The organism is Acinetobacter sp. RF15B (assembly GCF_007558235.1).
Classification (GTDB): Bacteria; Pseudomonadota; Gammaproteobacteria; order Pseudomonadales; family Moraxellaceae; genus Acinetobacter; species Acinetobacter lwoffii_C.
Genome location: NZ_VLSR01000006.1, coordinates 133,188 through 150,549, shown reverse-complemented (window position 1 = coordinate 150,549; position 17,362 = coordinate 133,188). Strand labels below are relative to the sequence as shown.

At 43.2% G+C, this 17,362-nt stretch carries 15 protein-coding genes; 9 read left to right on the top strand and 6 right to left on the bottom strand.

All coding sequences use genetic code 11. The features are described from left to right. Window positions 1–14: 14 nt before the first annotated feature. Window positions 15–1,532: an acetyl-CoA C-acetyltransferase gene (locus tag E2K74_RS06790; protein ID WP_151206828.1), complete on the top strand. Its 1,518-nt coding sequence runs from the start codon at window positions 15–17 to the stop codon at window positions 1,530–1,532. A gap of 64 nt (window positions 1,533–1,596) precedes the next feature. Here the strand turns inward: E2K74_RS06790 and E2K74_RS06785 are convergent, their stop codons facing one another. Both E2K74_RS06785 and aceI read right to left on the bottom strand, forming a co-directional pair. Continuing rightward, entirely contained in the window at window positions 1,597–2,700 is a 1,104-nt protein-coding gene (locus tag E2K74_RS06785; protein WP_151206827.1) for an OmpW/AlkL family protein, read from the bottom strand. A 204-nt stretch (window positions 2,701–2,904) separates the two neighbouring features. Further along, the gene (gene aceI / locus E2K74_RS06780; protein WP_151203268.1) at window positions 2,905–3,330 is read right to left on the bottom strand and encodes a chlorhexidine efflux PACE transporter AceI; all 426 of its coding nucleotides are present in this window, start codon (window positions 3,328–3,330) and stop codon (window positions 2,905–2,907) included. A 100-nt stretch (window positions 3,331–3,430) separates the two neighbouring features. Between aceI and E2K74_RS06775 the strand changes: the two genes are divergently transcribed. The 4 genes from E2K74_RS06775 to E2K74_RS06760 all read left to right on the top strand — a co-directional run bounded on the left by E2K74_RS06775 (window position 3,431) and on the right by E2K74_RS06760 (window position 7,412). Further along, entirely contained in the window at window positions 3,431–4,324 is an 894-nt protein-coding gene (locus E2K74_RS06775) for a LysR family transcriptional regulator (protein WP_151206826.1), read from the top strand. 86 nt (window positions 4,325–4,410) lie between these two features. Beyond that, the gene (gene tal / locus E2K74_RS06770) at window positions 4,411–5,388 is read left to right on the top strand and encodes a transaldolase (protein WP_151206825.1); all 978 of its coding nucleotides are present in this window, start codon (window positions 4,411–4,413) and stop codon (window positions 5,386–5,388) included. A gap of 71 nt (window positions 5,389–5,459) precedes the next feature. After that, window positions 5,460–6,119 carry a leucine efflux protein LeuE gene (gene leuE / locus E2K74_RS06765; protein WP_151206824.1) on the top strand — a complete coding sequence of 220 codons (660 nt, stop codon included), beginning with the start codon at window positions 5,460–5,462 and terminating at the stop codon, window positions 6,117–6,119. Window positions 6,120–6,236: 117 nt separating this feature from the next. Further along, window positions 6,237–7,412 carry a benzoate/H(+) symporter BenE family transporter gene (locus tag E2K74_RS06760; protein WP_151203261.1) on the top strand — a complete coding sequence of 392 codons (1,176 nt, stop codon included), beginning with the start codon at window positions 6,237–6,239 and terminating at the stop codon, window positions 7,410–7,412. A gap of 90 nt (window positions 7,413–7,502) precedes the next feature. Here E2K74_RS06760 and E2K74_RS06755 read toward each other — a convergent pair whose 3' ends face one another. Then, on the bottom strand, window positions 7,503–8,501 hold the full coding sequence (locus E2K74_RS06755; protein ID WP_413773041.1) for an alpha/beta hydrolase: 999 nt from the start codon (window positions 8,499–8,501) through the stop codon (window positions 7,503–7,505). 262 nt (window positions 8,502–8,763) lie between these two features. Between E2K74_RS06755 and E2K74_RS06750 the strand changes: the two genes are divergently transcribed. Together E2K74_RS06750 and E2K74_RS06745 are read left to right on the top strand one after the other, a co-directional pair. Then, entirely contained in the window at window positions 8,764–9,207 is a 444-nt protein-coding gene (locus E2K74_RS06750) for a universal stress protein (RefSeq protein WP_151206823.1), read from the top strand. A gap of 154 nt (window positions 9,208–9,361) precedes the next feature. After that, the gene (locus tag E2K74_RS06745) at window positions 9,362–9,808 is read left to right on the top strand and encodes a universal stress protein (RefSeq protein ID WP_151203263.1); all 447 of its coding nucleotides are present in this window, start codon (window positions 9,362–9,364) and stop codon (window positions 9,806–9,808) included. 46 nt (window positions 9,809–9,854) lie between these two features. On the opposite strand, the gene E2K74_RS14845 is transcribed toward E2K74_RS06745, so the two are convergent. Both E2K74_RS14845 and pepN read right to left on the bottom strand, forming a co-directional pair. Beyond that, entirely contained in the window at window positions 9,855–10,184 is a 330-nt protein-coding gene (locus E2K74_RS14845; protein ID WP_227548015.1) for a hypothetical protein, read from the bottom strand. Between the two features lie 84 nt (window positions 10,185–10,268). Further along, window positions 10,269–12,878, bottom strand: a complete 2,610-nt coding sequence (gene pepN, locus E2K74_RS06735; protein ID WP_151206822.1) for an aminopeptidase N — start codon at window positions 12,876–12,878, stop codon at window positions 10,269–10,271. 442 nt (window positions 12,879–13,320) lie between these two features. Between pepN and E2K74_RS06730 the strand changes: the two genes are divergently transcribed. After that, the gene (locus E2K74_RS06730; RefSeq protein WP_151206821.1) at window positions 13,321–14,481 is read left to right on the top strand and encodes a hypothetical protein; all 1,161 of its coding nucleotides are present in this window, start codon (window positions 13,321–13,323) and stop codon (window positions 14,479–14,481) included. Between the two features lie 41 nt (window positions 14,482–14,522). Then, on the top strand, window positions 14,523–15,356 hold the full coding sequence (gene thiM, locus E2K74_RS06725) for a hydroxyethylthiazole kinase (protein WP_151206820.1): 834 nt from the start codon (window positions 14,523–14,525) through the stop codon (window positions 15,354–15,356). Between the two features lie 281 nt (window positions 15,357–15,637). On the opposite strand, the gene E2K74_RS06720 is transcribed toward thiM, so the two are convergent. Further along, window positions 15,638–17,164 carry a TerC family protein gene (locus tag E2K74_RS06720; protein ID WP_151205120.1) on the bottom strand — a complete coding sequence of 509 codons (1,527 nt, stop codon included), beginning with the start codon at window positions 17,162–17,164 and terminating at the stop codon, window positions 15,638–15,640. Window positions 17,165–17,362: the final 198 nt, after the last annotated feature.

Below are 17,362 nucleotides of genomic sequence, written 5' to 3'. Positions count from 1 at the left end.
CCTGGTAAAGCCTTATGAGCAAAACAACTCAAGAAAATCCAGCAGTCGAGAGTCCTGTAGAAAAAGTTGTGTCAAAACCATCAACTCGTACTAAAGCGGCCAGCAAAAGTACGCACACAAATTCTGCTACAGAAAAAAATTCGACTAAAACCACGCGTACACGCCAGATGTCTACGCGTACTAAAAACTCGACTTCAACTAAAACCGCTTCCGTTTCAAAAACACAGCCTTCTGTTCAACAGGATAATAATATGAGCCAAAACACAGTTCGCCGCGTCGCTATTATTGGTGGTAACCGTATTCCATTTGCACGTTCTAATGGTGCTTATTTTACCGCGTCTAATACAGACATGTTTACTGCCGCACTGAATGGACTAGTTGAACGTTTTAATCTGCAAGGTCAACGTCTGGGTGAGGTCGTTGCAGGTGCAGTGCTAAAACATAGCCGTGATTTCAATATGACGCGTGAGTGTGTACTGAATACCGCACTTGCTCCTGAAACACCGGCGTATGACATACAGCAAGCTTGTGGTACCGGTTTACAGGCCGCTTTTCTGGTGGCAAACAAAATTGCTCTGGGTCAAATTGAAGTCGGTGTTGCCGGTGGTGTAGATACCACTTCTGATGCGCCAATTGCATTTGGTGATGGCTTACGCAAAGCCCTACTTGAGCTGAACATTGCCAAAACAGCTAAAGACCGCTTAAAGGCTCTAACAAAAATTAATGTCAAAGATCTGATGGACGCACCTAAAAATGGTGAGCCACGTACCGGCCTATCTATGGGTGATCATCAGGCTATCACTACTCTGGAATGGGGCATTTCACGCGAAGCACAAGATGAACTGGCTGCCTCCTCACACCAGAAAATGGCAGCAGCTTATGAAGAAGGTTTCTTTGATGACCTGATCACGCCATTCCTAGGTCTGGAGCGTGACAATAACCTGCGTCCTGACTCATCTGTCGAAAAACTGGCAAAATTAAAGCCTGCTTTTGGTAAGGGTGATGCGCGTACCATGACTGCAGGTAACTCGACTCCACTGACTGATGGTGCATCTTGTGTACTTTTGGCCTCTGAGGAATGGGCGAAAGCCAATGGTCATGAAGTCCTGGCTTACTTAACTTTCCAAGAAACAGCAGCAGTTGATTTTGTGGAGAAAAAAGAAGGCTTACTGATGGCACCTGCCTACGCAGTTCCACGTATGCTGGAACGTGCAGGCTTGAAACTTGAAGATTTCGACTATTATGAAATTCATGAAGCATTTGCATCACAAGTTCTGTCTACCCTAAAAGCTTGGGAAGATCCTACCTTCTGTAAAGAGCGCTTAGGTCTGGATGCGCCATTAGGTACAATTGACCGTGCAAAACTGAATGTAAAAGGTTCTTCACTTGCCGCAGGCCATCCATTTGCTGCAACTGGTGGCCGTATTATTGCCACTGCTGCAAAACTGCTGAACCAAAAAGGTTCAGGTCGTGTCTTGGTGTCAATCTGTGCTGCGGGTGGTCAGGGTGTAACTGCGATTATTGAAAAATAACTCAGTACGGGCCTAATAAAAAAACCGCTCAAAAGAGCGGTTTTTTTATTACAGATGAGTCAACTTAAAAACGATAACCTACCCCTAGATAGGTAATAATGGGATCTATATCAATCTTTGTGGTTGCGTGAATCAATTGCTCATCGCTGGTTTGATTAATCACGCTAATCTTAGTTTTGTTATTCAGTTTCGCATAGGAAACGGAAGCTGCTGTAAACCAGTTAGGGCTAAAGTCATAAGTAAAACCGGCGGTTACGATCGGTGCAATAGCATCGTCCGCATCGACATCCACACGCATCTCTCCAGAAGATACTTTGCCATCGAGTGCTGCACCCGCTTTATCATCCTTAATATTTTGAATCATGTGGCCCGCCGCCACCAGATCTGACTTAACGCCTTTATCTAATTCAATATCATTAAAATAAGCATACATCAAACCTGCTCCCACATAGGGTCTGAACTTATTCACCCCTGATTTTCCAAATTGGTACTGTACCTGTAATGCCGGGGTCCAAGCTCTTGCAGTAGCAGCTTTACTATATTTATCTAAGTCCGTAATCGGAACCGCATAATCCAAAGGCAATCCTTCTGGAAATAACAAGCCGGCTAAGCCTCCAGGTTGTGCATTACCTGTTAATGGAGCCGTAATCATGCCCTTTCCTTTAATATCAACTTTAGGGGGAATCCCTCCAATTACCTGTAAAGAAACATGATCATTAAGATGATAATTGACCATTAAACCCAAAGTGTCGACATCATCTGCTTCCAGCCCTGTTCCTTCTGCCGACCAGCTCTCCAAACCGTTTAAGGTCGCCTTACCGGCAATTGACTCTTTAATATTGCCCTGGCCATCCGTCATCATTCCATTAATCAAGCTATTTTCAAGTAAAGTCCCAAGATACTCTTGTAGATTTACCGTATTAGCGCCATCTTGAATTGTTGCATTCGGATCAATGGCTTTTAAAAAGCCTTCTTCTGTAATTGTGCCTACTTTAGCAACCGTTCCATTTGCCACTGCAGTATTAATATTAAAAGGGTTAGCTTTTCCTTGTGGCATCACATGTAGCCAACCTGCAGAGACCGAAAAACGTTTAAATTCTTGCTCAGCACTCGCTACTTGTGTCATCCCTAATAAAATTACAGGTGTGATTAATTTAATTAATTTCATCAACTAACTCCTTGTGTTGTTTGTTTTTTTTCATCCTTAAGAAAAAATTATTATCACTTTCATATTAAAACTTATGTAATAAATATTGTTTTTTATACTTGTTTTATGTTTTAAAATTTTACTTTTTGTTAAAAAAACCTTTTTAGACAGCAAAAAAGGCCTGTATTTATCATTACAGGCCTTCTTGAGCTTTAGCACTGAAGTTTAACGATATTCTGGCTGATAACCTAAACGGGCTTCTATCTGATCAAAGCACCATTGGAAAATAAAGGTATAGACCAAAATACACATCGTCATACTAAAATCCAGTAGAATCGCCTGCCAGAGTGACATATTCATGGCATACGCCACCATCGGAATAGTCACTAGCAGCAGACCACCTTCAAAACCAATCGCATGTAAGATCCGTACACCGACTGTTCTTTTTAATTTTCTTTTGGCTTCAAATTTTTCAAAAAAATGATTGAAAATCATATTCCAAATCACAGAAGTCACCGCCATGGCTACACCCAAAGTACCTGTGACTTCCAGCGGAACTTCAAAAATAAAACTTAATGCTATCGCAATGATCACCAACAGGATGATTTCATAACTGAGTGCATGAACAATCCTTCTTTTGGAAATCAACATGTTTTCAATACTCTTCCAATTTACAATAGCAGATATTCTATTTTCATAATATTGATTAATCGAGTTAGAATCTTTCAATATTATTGAAAGGTTGAAGTCAATGAATATCAATCAAGAACAATTGATCATTTTTAAAACCGTCATTGAAACAGGGTCATTTTCTGCTGCTGCAAGAAAACTGGGTAAAGTACCCTCGGCAGTGAGCATGTCTATTGCCAATTTAGAGATTGATCTCAATTTAACACTTTTTCTACGCAAAGGTCGCGAGCCTTTGCCTACCGCCCAAGCACTTACACTCTATGAAAAAACCGAACAGCTACTGATTGAAATAAATCAATGGAAACAGCAGGCGCACGCATTAAGCACAGGTTTGGAGTCAGCCTTAAATATTGTAGTAGTGTCCGAACTTCTCCATACCCGGTGGACCGATTATATTGCTTTACTTGAAGCCGAGTTTCCAAGCTTACAAATTAATGTATTCTCAGCCCCACAAGAAGATGCCTTGAAAATGTTGATGAATCAAACTGCTCAACTCGCGCTGATGTTTGAACGTGAACAGCTCGAAAACCGTGAACAATTTGTGGAATTAAAACGAGAAACTTTAGTTCCGGTCGCCAACAAAGCCTTTGATTTAGCCCAATATCCACAGGTCAGTTTTGAACAAATCCTGCAAAGCCGCCAGATTGTTGTCGCCAGTCGGGATAAGAGCATCAAGCCGGAATTATTATATTCAAAACAATACTGGCGTACCGACAATCATCACTCGGCTTGCGCATTGATCATGCAAAATTTTGGCTGGGGTGTGCTGCCTTTAGAAATGCTCAATGAAAATCCGATCCTTAAAAAACATTTAAAAGTACTGGATCTGCTCGATTTCACGCCAAAATTTGAATATTTTGTAGATTTAGTCTGGAGCCGAGAAAATCAACTTGGCGCTGCTGCTCGTTTTTTGATTAATCACATCAGAAATCAGCGGAAAACATCAGTTTCATGACGTGTTCCGCTGTATTTTCACTTGGGTTAAAACGACTTTGTGATATAACTAATTGTACAAGTAATAACTTCAAGAATTAGATATCAATGACTCAATCTGCGTTAAACCAATTAAAAAACTTAACCACTATTGTTGCTGACAGCAGTGATTTAACTGCTATTGAAAAATTTCGTCCATTAGATGCAACAACCAATCCTTCCCTTATTACTGCTGCAGCCAATCAGGCGGAGAATAAAAGCTTAATCGAAGCTGCTTTTCAGCAGGCACAGCAGGAAGGATATTCAGAAGATGCATTGATTGAACGAAGTATTGACATTTTAACGGTCAAGTTTGGTGTAGAAATTTTAAAGCTCATTGAAGGGCGTGTCTCGACTGAAGTCGATGCTGCCCTGTCTTATGATACTAAAGCGACCATTGCAAAAGCCAAAGAATTGCTCGAACTGTATGCGCAATATGGTATTTCTTCGGATCGCCTGCTGATCAAGATTGCTTCGACCTGGGAAGGAATTCAGGCCGCCAAGGTACTGGAACAAGAAGGTATTCACACCAACCTGACCTTGCTATTCGGCCAGCATCAGGCCCATGCCTGTGCAGACGCCAAAGTCACTCTCATTTCTCCTTTCGTAGGGCGTATTCTGGACTGGTACAAAAAGGCTGAAGCGGTGGATGCCTATCCGATTGAAAAAGATCCGGGCGTATTATCGGTTAAAAATATTTATACATTTTATAAAGCCCATAGAATTCAAACTGAAATCATGGGAGCCAGTTTCCGCAGTATTGATCAGGTGTTGGGACTCAGTGGCTGCGATTTACTGACAGTTGCACCTAATTTGCTGGCTGAGCTGGAAAATGACTTCCGTGAAGTACAGCCACAGCTTTCAGCCGCCGCAATTCCTGTACAGGCCGATCTTCAGCCGATCAGCTATGCCGAATTCCAGGAGCAGCTAGAACAAGATCAAATGGCCAGTGAATTGCTGCAAGGCGGGATTCAGGGCTTTATTAAAGCACGTGAACAACTGGCTGCCTTATTACGTGAAACCTTTCTAAGCCCGACTGAAATCTAAGGAATTTTATAAATCTCTTTAAGTCGATGGGGTTATAATACTGCATCGGCTTTTTCTTTTGCGAGCTCTTCGTGTTTGGTATCACAGATATGACGACCTATATTATCGGAACAATTTTAATTGTGATACTTCCCGGCCCGAACTCCCTGTATGTCATGTCAATTGCTTCCCGTTTTGGTATCAAAACCGGCTATATGGGAGCACTCGGTGTCTATACCGGCGATACGATCCTGATTCTGTGTACAGCCTTGGGAGCTGCCTCACTTTTACATGCCTTTCCCCTTTTGTTTATCGGCTTAAAGGTTGTTGGCGCACTGTATTTAAGCTATTTAGGTATAAAACTGATTATCTCGGCTTATAAGACCTTTTTTCCACGAAAACCGGTTCAACTCCATTCAATTGATTCAACAGCCTCTAAAAGCCCGGAGACAATTCGACCTTTTAGAACAGCATTGACAATCAGTATTTTAAATCCCAAAGCGATTTTGTTTTATCTGTCATTTTTTGTGCAGTTCGTAGATCCAGCCTATTCTTATCCTGCGCTCACCTTTATCTTGCTGGCCCTCATTTTGCAAATTATCAGCATGAGCTATTTGTCTATCCTGATTTTTTCCGGGATTAAACTGGCTACTTATTTCAATGAAAACTATAAATTGACGGCTACTGCGGTCGCACTGGTAGGCTTATTATTCTGCGCCTTTGGTTTTAAACTGGCAACTTCAACCCTCTAAAATTGTTTATATGCAATCATTTTCAAGTGTGAAATGAGATAAAAAACTCCCTCATAGATTGTGTTTATAGATGAAAAGCGTATGATTTAGGCGCATTAAAAAATTGTATTATGAACGATGTCAAAACTATTACAAGATTTCTCCCTGCCGGCGGTCATGGCGGGTTTTATGACCTGCATGATTGGCATCAGTGTCTCTGCAGTACTGGTGATTGAAGCCGCTCAAAGTCTGGGAGCAAGTCCGGCACAAATCAGCTCCTGGTTATGGGCACTCGGGATTGGAATAGGCCTTTCAGGATTTTTACTGTCCTGGAAGTATAAATACCCCATTTCAACAGCCTGGTCGACGGCAGGACTGGCCCTGATTATTGCCTCTAATGGACATTATAGTCTGGCCGAAGCGATAGGCGCCTTTTTGGTCTGCGGGCTATTGGTGGCGGGTCTCGGATTTTTTGGAGTTTTTGAGCGAATTTTCCAGTTTATTCCACAAAGCTTGACGTCTGCCATGCTAGCGGGTGTCTTGCTTAAATTCGGAATTTCAGTTTTTGGCAGCCTGCAACAATCCTGGACATTTGTACTGAGTGTACTGGCCATTTATCTTATCTCTAAGAAGCTCAGCACACGCTATAGTATTGTTATCACAGTATTTGCAGCGATCTTTCTATGTCCTTTTTTTATTGAATTTCACCCGCCTGACTTGAACTGGGCTATCGCTCAACCGGTCTGGACCACGCCTGAGTTTAGCCTGTCTGCTATTTTGGGCTTGGCTTTACCTTTGCTGGTTATTAATCTGGCATCCCAATACCTGCCTGGACTGGCCGTGATTAAAAGCTATGGTTATCCGCCTAAAGTGAATCCGATTCTCGGCTGGACCGGTATGACCCAGGCAATTCTGGCACCTTTTGGCTGCTTTAGTGTCAATCTGGCCGCTATTAGTGCTGCCGTTAGCCTGGATGCCCAAGCACATCCAGATCCACAAAAACGCTATATTGCCGGTATGAGTGGCGGGCTTTGTTATATGCTGATGGGTCTTTTTGCAGCCACCCTGAGTAATTTGTTGATGGCTTTTCCCAGTATTCTGATCACTGTACTAGCCGGCATTGCCCTGTTTGGTACAATCGGTCATAACATTGCGCTGGCTTTTCAGGACAGTCATGAGCGTGAGGCGGCCCTAATGACTTTTTTATTCAGTGCCTCGAATATCCAGTTTTTAGGTATTGGTTCAGCATTCTGGGGACTGTTACTGGGTATCCTGGTGTATCTGTTATTCAAATCCAAACCGAAAACAGCCTGAATATTGGCTTAAGCACATTCGGCTTAAGCCCGTTCAGGTAAATTTCCTGAATCCAAAAGAGGCTAAAATCAAATAAAAATGAATCAAAACTCACAAGGAATACTGATGTAAAAACTCAATGGTCTTGAAAAAAGTCTGCTGGCTTTCTTTCTTGGCCATAAAAAACTGATATTCATGAATCAGCCAAGCCTTAGACTCTGGATAAAAGACGGGCATCACAGGAATATTTTTGGCTTCAAGTGCGCGTACAAAGGGAATGGATTGGGTATCGGTCAAAAAGTCCTTATTTCCCCCACTAATAAAAACAGGTGGATACGTAGTCGAAAGCTGATGAATGGGGGAAATCTGTTGAAGAAATTGTGTATTCTCTTTTTGATCCCCGATATAGGCTTGTAACAGATTATCTACACCCCACTCCATGATTTTGAGTTCAGGTGCCTGATGAATAAAGCTTTCCAGATCATAGATCCCGCAATGCAGAATCAGCCCTCTAAGCTGCTCCGGCTGAATACTCGGACTAAAACCAGACTGCCGTGCAAATTCAGGATTAGTTAACAGTGCAGCATAATGGCTCGCCAAATTGGCACCCGCAGAATCTCCAGCTAGATACAGCTGCCTTGCATCAATCTGATAGCGCTCTGCATATGTTTTAATAAATTCGAGCGCCTGATTAATCTGATGTAATTGCGCAGGATAAACCACTTGGGGTGCAAACTGATACTGTACAGCGACCACATTATACCCTTGCGCTGCTAGCAGTTTGAAATAACCACGCGCATGCTCTTTAGAGCCAGAAATCCACCCGCCTCCATGTATCCAGATAACGGTTGGTCGAGGGCCAAGCTCCTGAACATTTTGTGGTTGATACAAATCCAGATTTAAATTCTGCTCAGTCGCATAGACAATATTGGAGTGTACCCGCACCGTTTCAGGCGCATAACGGTCCATCAACTTTTGCTGCATGCCGGTAGTTAAATTAAAGGCGCTTGCAATAATCCGGTTATTTTGTACCGTGCTTTGACAGCCTGCCAGGCTCAATCCTCCAAGCAATGCCAGACAGATTCCTGAATACCTCAAAATAGCCCCCATAATATTTCAATCCTGACCAACAGCAGTCCCAGCAGAAGCATATAAAAATTATATGATGAAGGCGATAGGCCTGGGGAATAAAAACTAAAATCCGAGTATTTTCCTCAATTTTATTCGCTTAAATTTCATACTGTTTATGTGAAATATATTTGTAATTAAATGAGTTTTTATGCCCTTTCAGCTTTTTGCAATTGCACCTGTTACAGCACTGTGTTATCAATAAATCAAAGCCTAAAAAACACATGACATCCGGAGAAAAACGATGGCCTATCAAAATATTTTAGTTCCAGTAGATGGCTCAGAAATTTCTTTTTCTGCTGTTCAGCATGCTGCAAAAATTGCCAAAGCTTTTGGCAGCCGACTTTACTTGATCAGCCTGATTGCAGAAGATCCTTTTACTGAGGCAGATTTTTATTATAGCTCCACAATTATGAAAGAATATTTTGCACAGGCGCATGCCAATGCTAAAAACTCTTTAAAACAGGCGGCTGCTCTTGCAGAAGCAGAAGGTATTGAGGCCGATACGCGCATTGTGACGGGCCTGGTGAATGCGGAACATATTGTAAATACAGCACAGGAAATTCAGGCTGATTTAATTGTCATGGGTTCACATGGCCGTAAAGGATTTCAGAAAATGATTCTGGGCAGTTTCGCACAGGATGTACTCGGCGCAACACAAGTACCTGTCATGGTTGTAAAAAAATAATCTGAACAATCTTCTGGCTTTTTGCGCACCTGAACAATGCGCAAAAAACTTTAAAGACTGCCCTTAAAAACTAAGTTTCTATTCCTTCAAATAAAATTTGGATTTGTCCCTCTTGTACTGCCCATAACTGTTATAACAATGATGAGGAAACACCATGCAAAATTACGATAATCTTCTGGTCGCACTCGATGAATCCTCGATTTCCTATGCCGCGGCAGAGCATGCCTTGGAAATGGCAAAGGTTTTTCATAGCAAAGTTACCTTATTAAGTGTTATTGCTGTCGATCCATTTAAAGGCGTCGATTTTTATAAAGTTGCGCCGGCAGTAACTGATTATTTTCTGCAGGCAGAGCAACATGCCTTAGATCGTCTAACTGAACTAAAGGAAAGTTTTATTCGTGACGGCGTTCCAGTGATCACTAAAATCATTCATGGCATGGCGCCCTCGGAGGGTATCTTGCAGGCTTCTTTAGATTCACCGACTGACCTGATTATTATGGGTTCGCATGGCCGCAAAGGTTTGCAGAAGCTGATGCTCGGCAGTGTTGCACAAAATGTGCTAGCACAATCTGAAATTCCGGTCCTGATTGTAAAGCAGTAAATTTCTCCTATTAAAATAAAAAGCCTGTACTTGACAGGCTTTTCTTTTAACGCATTTTTTGGTTCAATTCATTCAGAAATCTTTCTGCATCCTGTTGACTGGCAAACACCTTTTTATGTTCAGCCGCCTGATGAACAGAATAAGGCGTATATTGGATAGAAATTTCAAATAGATTATTGACCGGTTTTTTACTAACCTGCAGCGCAATAATATGTTGAGTGTTTAGATAAAAACCATCTTCGATTTTCACTAACATCTTGAATCCCCCCTCATCATTTAATTGAAAGACATTTTCATAATTTCGATGCTCAGCAGAACAAGCAAGCGACGCTCTGCTGCAAACCATCTGTACACCTGTATGTGATAAATTAGGCAAAATCTGCTTTCAAATACGCCTTCCCTCCTTTTAGCAGAAATGACAAAGCCGGATCATCTGATCCGGCTTCTTTAATCATACTTTTTACACGTTCAGCATACTATTCAACGTTTCTGAAACGTTTTTAGATTTCACCACCGGCTTTAAAGCTTCGAGTTGGGCTTTGACTTCGCTACGCTGTGGTTCAATCAGCGTATACCAGCGAGATAATGCCTGCAGTAAACGTGAACCCACAATCGGGTTTTTCTCATCCAGATATTTCGCCAGACCAATATAATGCTCTACACCAAAACTCCAGCTATTGACCGGGTTGGCATTCAAGCCACCACTCACCGCACGGATACGGTTTGGTGTCTTCAGGTCATAATCCGGATGTGCAGTTAGCGCCTGAATCTCTTCTGCTGTTACTTGCGGATGAGCTGCTTGCAGCATAAACCATTGGTCGAGTGCCAGCGCCTCATCTTTAAAGCGGGTATAAAAGTCATCGAGCAGTGCTTTTGCTTGCGGTGCATCATTCCAGACCAGTACACGCAATGCCCCTAAGCGCTCAGACATATTGCGGGTATTTTGATATTGCTGCTCTGCCAGTTCAAACGCTGATTCATCTCCCTGACGTGCCATCATCATCAGCAGGATATTTTTCAGCGCACGTGTACCCATCGCCTGTGAGAAATCAGCTTGCAGATCAGGGTCAAGGCTCAGATAGATATCTTTGGCTGTCGCACCAAACGCACGTGCCAAAGTATGCAATAAGGCATCACGCTGTTCCTGAATCGTGGCCGGGCTATAATCCTGATTAATACGGCTGCCTAAATAGCCTTCAGATGGCACATCAAACAGGCGCGATGCCAGTAATGGATCTTTCTGGATAACCTCAGGCAGTGTCTTCAGCATGGTTTCGATATAAATATCTGAAGGATGATTGTCCAGTAGAATACGCTCTAACAGGGTTTGAGCCGCCTGCCACTGGTTAAAACCATTGGTTTCATAGTGCAGCAAGAAGGCCAGCTCTTCATCTGAATAGTTAAATTCCAGATCCACCGGTGCAGAGAAATTACGCAGTAAAGACACCACGGGTTTACTGCTTACGCCGTTAAATTCGATCGTTGCCTCATTCTGATCAAACAGGTATACCCCGTCTTTGACCAAATTCTCAAACAAGGCTTCAGAATTCAGGACCAGTTGTTCGCCGCTTGCTGCATCAAACAGGGCCAGAGCCACTGGAATTGGCACGGCTTTCAGATTCGGATATTTCGGATGCACTTTCAGGCTTTGTTTTAAGCTCAGGCGATAGGTTTGCGATGCCGCCTCATAGTGCCCTTCTGCGACCAGTTTTGGTGTACCTGGCTGGTTGTACCAAGTCAGGAAGTTGGAAAGATCAACACCTGAACCTGCCGTTAAAGCCGCAATCCAATCCTCTACGGTAACTGCCTGACCATCATGACGGCGGAAATACTCATCTGTGCCCTGACGGAATTTTTCCTTACCCAGCAGGGTTGCCATCATGCGGTTAATTTCCGCGCCTTTTTCATACACAGTTGCAGTATAGAAGTTATTGATTTCGACAAAATGATCCGGGCGCGGCGGATGTGATAAAGGGCCTGAATCTTCCGGGAACTGATGGGCTTTAAGAACGGCCACATCATCAATCCGCTGTACGGCGGCAGACTGCAAGTCTTCCGAGAAAGACTGGTCACGAAACACCGTTAAACCTTCTTTTAAACACAGCTGGAACCAGTCACGACAGGTAATCCGGTTGCCGGTCCAGTTATGGAAATATTCATGGGCAATCACAGATTGTACCCGCATGATCGCGGCATCAGTCGTATATTCCTCATCGGCTAGTACACATGAGGTATTAAAGATATTCAGGCCTTTGTTTTCCATAGCGCCCATATTAAAGGCACTGGTCGCCACAATCATATAGTTATCAAGGTCATATGGCAGGCCATAATGCTCTTCATCCCAACGCATAGAATGTTTAAGTGCTTCCATGGCAATCTTGCATTTTGGAATATCTTTTTCTTCAGCATAAATTTCCAGCGCCACATTTCGGCCTTCCGAAGTGACATAGGAGTCTTTCATGACGGCCAGATCACCAATCACGCAGGCAAATAAATAGCTCGGCTTTTTGGTGGGGTCTTCCCAAATGGCATAATGCCGGCCCTCGCCGGCTTCACCGGTTTCCAGCAGGTTACCATTCGCCAATAGCACAGGATATTTTTTATCCGCTTCGACACGCGTCGTAAATACTGACAATACATCCGGACGGTCAGGATAGAAACTGATCTTGCGAAAACCTTCTGGTTCATTTTGGGTAACAAACAGATCTGAACTGGCCTGATACAGACCTTCCAGCATGGTATTGGTTTCAGGATGAATTTTCACGACTGTTTCAATCACGGCCTGATCAGGCGCCTGAGCAATTACCAGTTGTTCACTGTCGAGCTGATAATCCTTTTCAGTCAACTGCTGACCATTTAACCTGATCGATTGCAGCTCCAGATCACGGCCCAGCAAAACCAGAGGACCCTCAGTCCGACGTTGCATAACCAGTTTGCTACTCACCAGAGTATGATCCTCATAAACCTGAATATTCAGATCAATCGAATCAACCACGAAAACAGGTTTTTGATAGTCTTTTAAATAAATGGTTTGATCAGCTTCGATCACCGGATTCGCCGCAATATTCATATCCTGTCCTAATCTTTTATCGTTCTGACATATTCGATGTCAAAAGCATCTGTCAAATGATAAACACTGTGGGTGCTTTTCTTTTCCTAGCTCTAATATGGGCGCTCAGTGCAGCACTTTCAATGCATTTTGTATAATCAGAGAGCAATTGTATCCCACGAAAAAGTCTCCCTGCCAAATGAGGAGAAGATTTGATATTTTTTATAAGCCGATGCTTTGAAAATTAAGATAAGTGAATGCTGAGCTGAAAGCTGAAAGCTGAAAGCTGAAAGCTGAATCAGGGTGACATTGAAGCTCATCAGAGCTTAGCACTTTATCTTTTCCCATTGAGCTCTTTTGTCCCAGCGCTTCCTGTTCTGTTCAGACTGCCTACTGATCGGCCCTGTCATCCTCTTGCCAGCTGTGTATAATCATCTTTCCTTTTTGAGTTTATATATGCCTTATGGTCTTTAATGTTCTGCAAAAACAGCTTGATGAAAGTACACAATGCCCGCTTTGCAGGGCGTCGATGTATTGGATTGAAGCGGAACAATATGATCAGGATATTAACTTGCATGAATGCAGTCATTGCCAGCATCAGCTTTATCCTGAGCAAAAGCACAACTGTTATTGTGAGCATTGTCTAGCACAGCGTAAACGGCTGCTCAAAGAAACCCGACTACAGGAAAATCATCAGCATCACAAGAAACAGGATCAACGTGAATATGAACTGACTCAGCTCAGTTTCCTGCATAAGCTGTTCTTGCTGGCTATTCTGGATGATCAGGTTCAGGAACATATTCATCATCACGAATATATTGACTGGCAACAGATCAAATATCACATGATTAGCCCTAACTATCTGTTCCAGCAAGGGCTGATCAAAAATCTGCTGAGAGACCAGATTTTGATTCCTAAAGATATTGCTTCGGAAAACCAGCACTATTATATCAATGTTCGTCTGGATGGTTATTCTGAACCCAGCCTGTTTAGTATTGCCCAGCAACTGCGCGCCTGGTTTTATGAAAATCTAAGCAAAGGCGTACCTTTTAAAAGTTCAGATGAAGTCAAAGATGCCCTGTATACTTTACTGTATCAGGAAATTATTCAGTTTGCCCAGTTCTATTGTCGGACTTGGGGTATCCAGATTGCAGGAAACAAAAGCTTTCAAGCCTTCTGTTATCGCTTGCTGGATGTACTGGCCGTTGGGCAGATTTATTATCTGGTTCAGAATGCGCTGGAATATCTCTATAAGCAAAAAGCCCTACAACCACGTAATGAAAATTTCATCAATACCAATCTGTTAAAGAAAACCTTGCAGCAATACCGCGAACGCGCTCTCAATGAGAAATGGGAAACCTTTACCCTGCCACGTCCCACTCAGCTTCCTTTAAGCAAGATGAGCGGCATCCTGTTTTATCGTCTGCTGGGTTATGATGAAAATATCTTTTTTCAGCCGATCTGGCGCTCATGGCATAAAATCGAACCGCGGCTAAAATTTTACTCGCAAAAACGCTGTATGCACTGTGGCTCACAAGAACTGTCTGTTGACTATGATGCCAACGACTATGTCAGCTTGTTCTGCCGTAATTGCAAGCATCAGGATCACTATTTTACGCGCTGACCGGCTTCCTCCACAGTTTTCTATTTTTAGAATTGATCATTATGAATACGTCTTCATCCAACTTAGAGCACATGCTTCTTGAGCAGATCTGTGAAGCCTGGCATCAACTTCAGCAAGAGCAGCCTCTGGTTCATATTATGACCAATGCGGTGGCCAGCAATTATGTGGCTAACGTCCTGCTCGCAGCAAATGCTTCACCGGCCATGATTGACAATCCCTATGAGGCTGAAAGTTTTATCAGCATTGCAGCTGCACTTAGTCTGAATCTGGGGACACCGACCACGGAACAGGTCGAAGCCATGCAAATCGCTGCGCGTACAGCCCATAGCTTAGGCAAGCCCTGGGTACTGGACCCGGTCGGTTATGGATCAGTATTACACTGGCGTTCAGCAGTCGTGGATCAACTTATCAACTATCAGCCGACGATTCTACGCGGCAATGCTTCAGAAATTGGCAGCATGGCTGGCAAGAAGACTGAATCTAAAGGCGTAGGCAGCACCGTAGATAGTGCCGAGGTTTATTTACAAGCCCAATGTCTGCTTGAACAAACCCCATGTATCGCGATTTCAGGCGAGTCAGATTATATTATTTCCAGAGACTATCCGGTGCTTCAGGTACTTGGTGGCTCTTATTTGCAACCCCGCGTGACGGCGACAGGATGTGCGCTGGGTGCCTTGATTACCGCATATAGCGCCGTGGCGGCGCCGGTGATTGCTGCCTTGGCTGCCCATGTACATTTTTCGATTGCAGGTCAACGGGCTTTTCAAACATCCCGGCAGCTCGGGCACTTCAATGTCGCTTTTCTGGATGAAATTCATCAGCTTAATATCGATAGCATGAGCCAGCAGGCCAATTTTAAAATTTTGCATCCTTAAAACCAGATTAGCCAGGAGGTTGGCTGCTCTCAGGCAAGTTCATGCTGTATAGCAAGTCACTTCCTATCAAGCAATCCCTAAAACTTAATGGCCAATTCAGGCCAAATAGTTCTAAGTGGATTCTGTAAAATACTGAAATAAGGATTATCTATCTTTTAAACCCATACTCCAGTTTATCTTTCCTGATAGGACGGTCTTCTTTAAATACTTAGATATAAAAAAACCAGCTGTCATGACGACAACTGGCTGGTTTGACTTATTGATAGTGGCTATTTAGCAGCCTATCCAACCGGGTAATGAATACTCACCGTCTTAATCCGGTTATTTTCAACGTCAGTCACCTTGAACTGGATACCCTGATAGTTCAATTCCGTCCCTACTTCAACCGCAGTATGGGTTTTGTCCAGAATCAGACCTGCAACACTGATATAGCCCGAATCTTCCTCAATCAGATCCATCAGGCCCAGCTCAAGTTCAAGCTGATAAAGATCCAGCATGCCTGAAGCTTTCCAGTGATTCTCATCAATTTTGACCAGATCTAGCTGCTCATCAGCATCCGGGAATTCACCAGCAATTGCCTCAAAGACATCCAGCGGTGAAATCAGCCCCTGTACATGTCCAAATTCATCGCTGACCAGTACCAGAGAGCCTTTCGAGGCACGTAAGGTATTGATTGCATCAATCACTTTCATGCGTTCAAAAATATAGATCGGACGATGACGCTTGATTAAGGCTTTGAACTCCTCCGGCTCATCCAGCACATCTAACAGCTCTTTGGCGCGTACTACGCTCAGGACTTTATCCAGCCCACCACGGCATACCGGAAAGAGACTATGTGGCACCGACAGAATTTTTTCCCGGATTTCTTCAGGACTGTCATCCAGGTTGACCCAGGAAATCTGGTTGCGCGGTGTCATAATTGAGGCCACAGAACGCTCGGCAAGTGTTAAAACACCTCCAATCATATAGCGTTCTTCATCTGCAAAGGCTTCTTGTGCCTCATTTTTTTCAGTTCCCGCAGTTTCAATACGCCCGCCCATCAACTTGAGAATAGAGTCTGCAGTACGGTGACGTAAGGGAATTTTAGCTTCATGTTTAGCAACATTACGCTGGCTAAACTGATTGAATGCTTCAATAGCAATTGCCACGCCAATACCAGAATAGATATAACCTTTCGGAATATGGAAACCAAAACCCTCGGCAATCAGGCTGATTCCAATTAATAGCAGGAAGCTGAGACACAGAATGACCACCGTCGGATGCTGGTTCACGAAAGTAGTTAATGGCTTAGATGCAAATAGCATGACGCCCATCGCAATCACCATCGCGGCCATCATGATGTAGATATTATCAACCATGCCGATGGCAGTAATCACCGAGTCCAGAGAGAATACAGCATCCAGAATCACAATCTGAACCACTACAGCACTAAAACTTGCGTAGGCTACATTTGTTGTAACTTTAAGCTCAGGCTTTCCTTCAACTTTTTCATGCAGTTCCCCCACAGCTTTATAGACCAGGAATAAACCACCGAAAAGTAAAATCAGATCACGTCCAGAAAATGTTAAATCAGATATTTGAATTAATGGCCGGGTCAGGGTGACCAGCCATGAAATTGCAAATAACAGCCCCAAACGCATAAACAAGGCCAGAGACAGGCCTATCACACGTGCCTTGTCTCGCTGCTCAGGAGGTAATTTTTCCGCCAGAATCGCAACAAAGACCAGGTTATCAATACCTAAAACTATTTCAAGAATAACAAGTGTTATTAAACCTACCCAAATTCCGGGATCTAATAAAAACTCCATTAGACACCCACCCCATTTGAGTCATTCAGAGAACAAGATGGAAGATGAGCACACGGCGAAGGATCCATTCAATTTTAACCTTTTTAACTTAGATTCCCACATTATGCATAAAATCAGAATTCTATGACCAATTAATTTACACAAAATTTACACGAGATTTACCAGAAATTTTCTCCTCCAGCTCTCTTTAAGCTGTTT

What these genes read in the sequence shown, in the direction of transcription:
- E2K74_RS06790 (WP_151206828.1), top strand. Translation starts at nt 15, where the DNA reads ATGAGCAAAACAACTCAAGAAAATCCAGCAGTCGAGAGTCCTGTAGAA.
- E2K74_RS06785 (WP_151206827.1), bottom strand. Translation starts at nt 2,700, where the DNA reads ATGAAATTAATTAAATTAATCACACCTGTAATTTTATTAGGGATGACA.
- aceI (WP_151203268.1), bottom strand. Translation starts at nt 3,330, where the DNA reads ATGTTGATTTCCAAAAGAAGGATTGTTCATGCACTCAGTTATGAAATC.
- E2K74_RS06775 (WP_151206826.1), top strand. Translation starts at nt 3,431, where the DNA reads ATGAATATCAATCAAGAACAATTGATCATTTTTAAAACCGTCATTGAA.
- tal (WP_151206825.1), top strand. Translation starts at nt 4,411, where the DNA reads ATGACTCAATCTGCGTTAAACCAATTAAAAAACTTAACCACTATTGTT.
- E2K74_RS06760 (WP_151203261.1), top strand. Translation starts at nt 6,237, where the DNA reads ATGTCAAAACTATTACAAGATTTCTCCCTGCCGGCGGTCATGGCGGGT.
- E2K74_RS06755 (WP_413773041.1), bottom strand. Translation starts at nt 8,501, where the DNA reads ATGGGGGCTATTTTGAGGTATTCAGGAATCTGTCTGGCATTGCTTGGA.
- E2K74_RS06750 (WP_151206823.1), top strand. Translation starts at nt 8,764, where the DNA reads ATGGCCTATCAAAATATTTTAGTTCCAGTAGATGGCTCAGAAATTTCT.
- E2K74_RS06745 (WP_151203263.1), top strand. Translation starts at nt 9,362, where the DNA reads ATGCAAAATTACGATAATCTTCTGGTCGCACTCGATGAATCCTCGATT.
- pepN (WP_151206822.1), bottom strand. Translation starts at nt 12,878, where the DNA reads ATGAATATTGCGGCGAATCCGGTGATCGAAGCTGATCAAACCATTTAT.
- E2K74_RS06730 (WP_151206821.1), top strand. Translation starts at nt 13,321, where the DNA reads ATGGTCTTTAATGTTCTGCAAAAACAGCTTGATGAAAGTACACAATGC.
- thiM (WP_151206820.1), top strand. Translation starts at nt 14,523, where the DNA reads ATGAATACGTCTTCATCCAACTTAGAGCACATGCTTCTTGAGCAGATC.
- E2K74_RS06720 (WP_151205120.1), bottom strand. Translation starts at nt 17,164, where the DNA reads ATGGAGTTTTTATTAGATCCCGGAATTTGGGTAGGTTTAATAACACTT.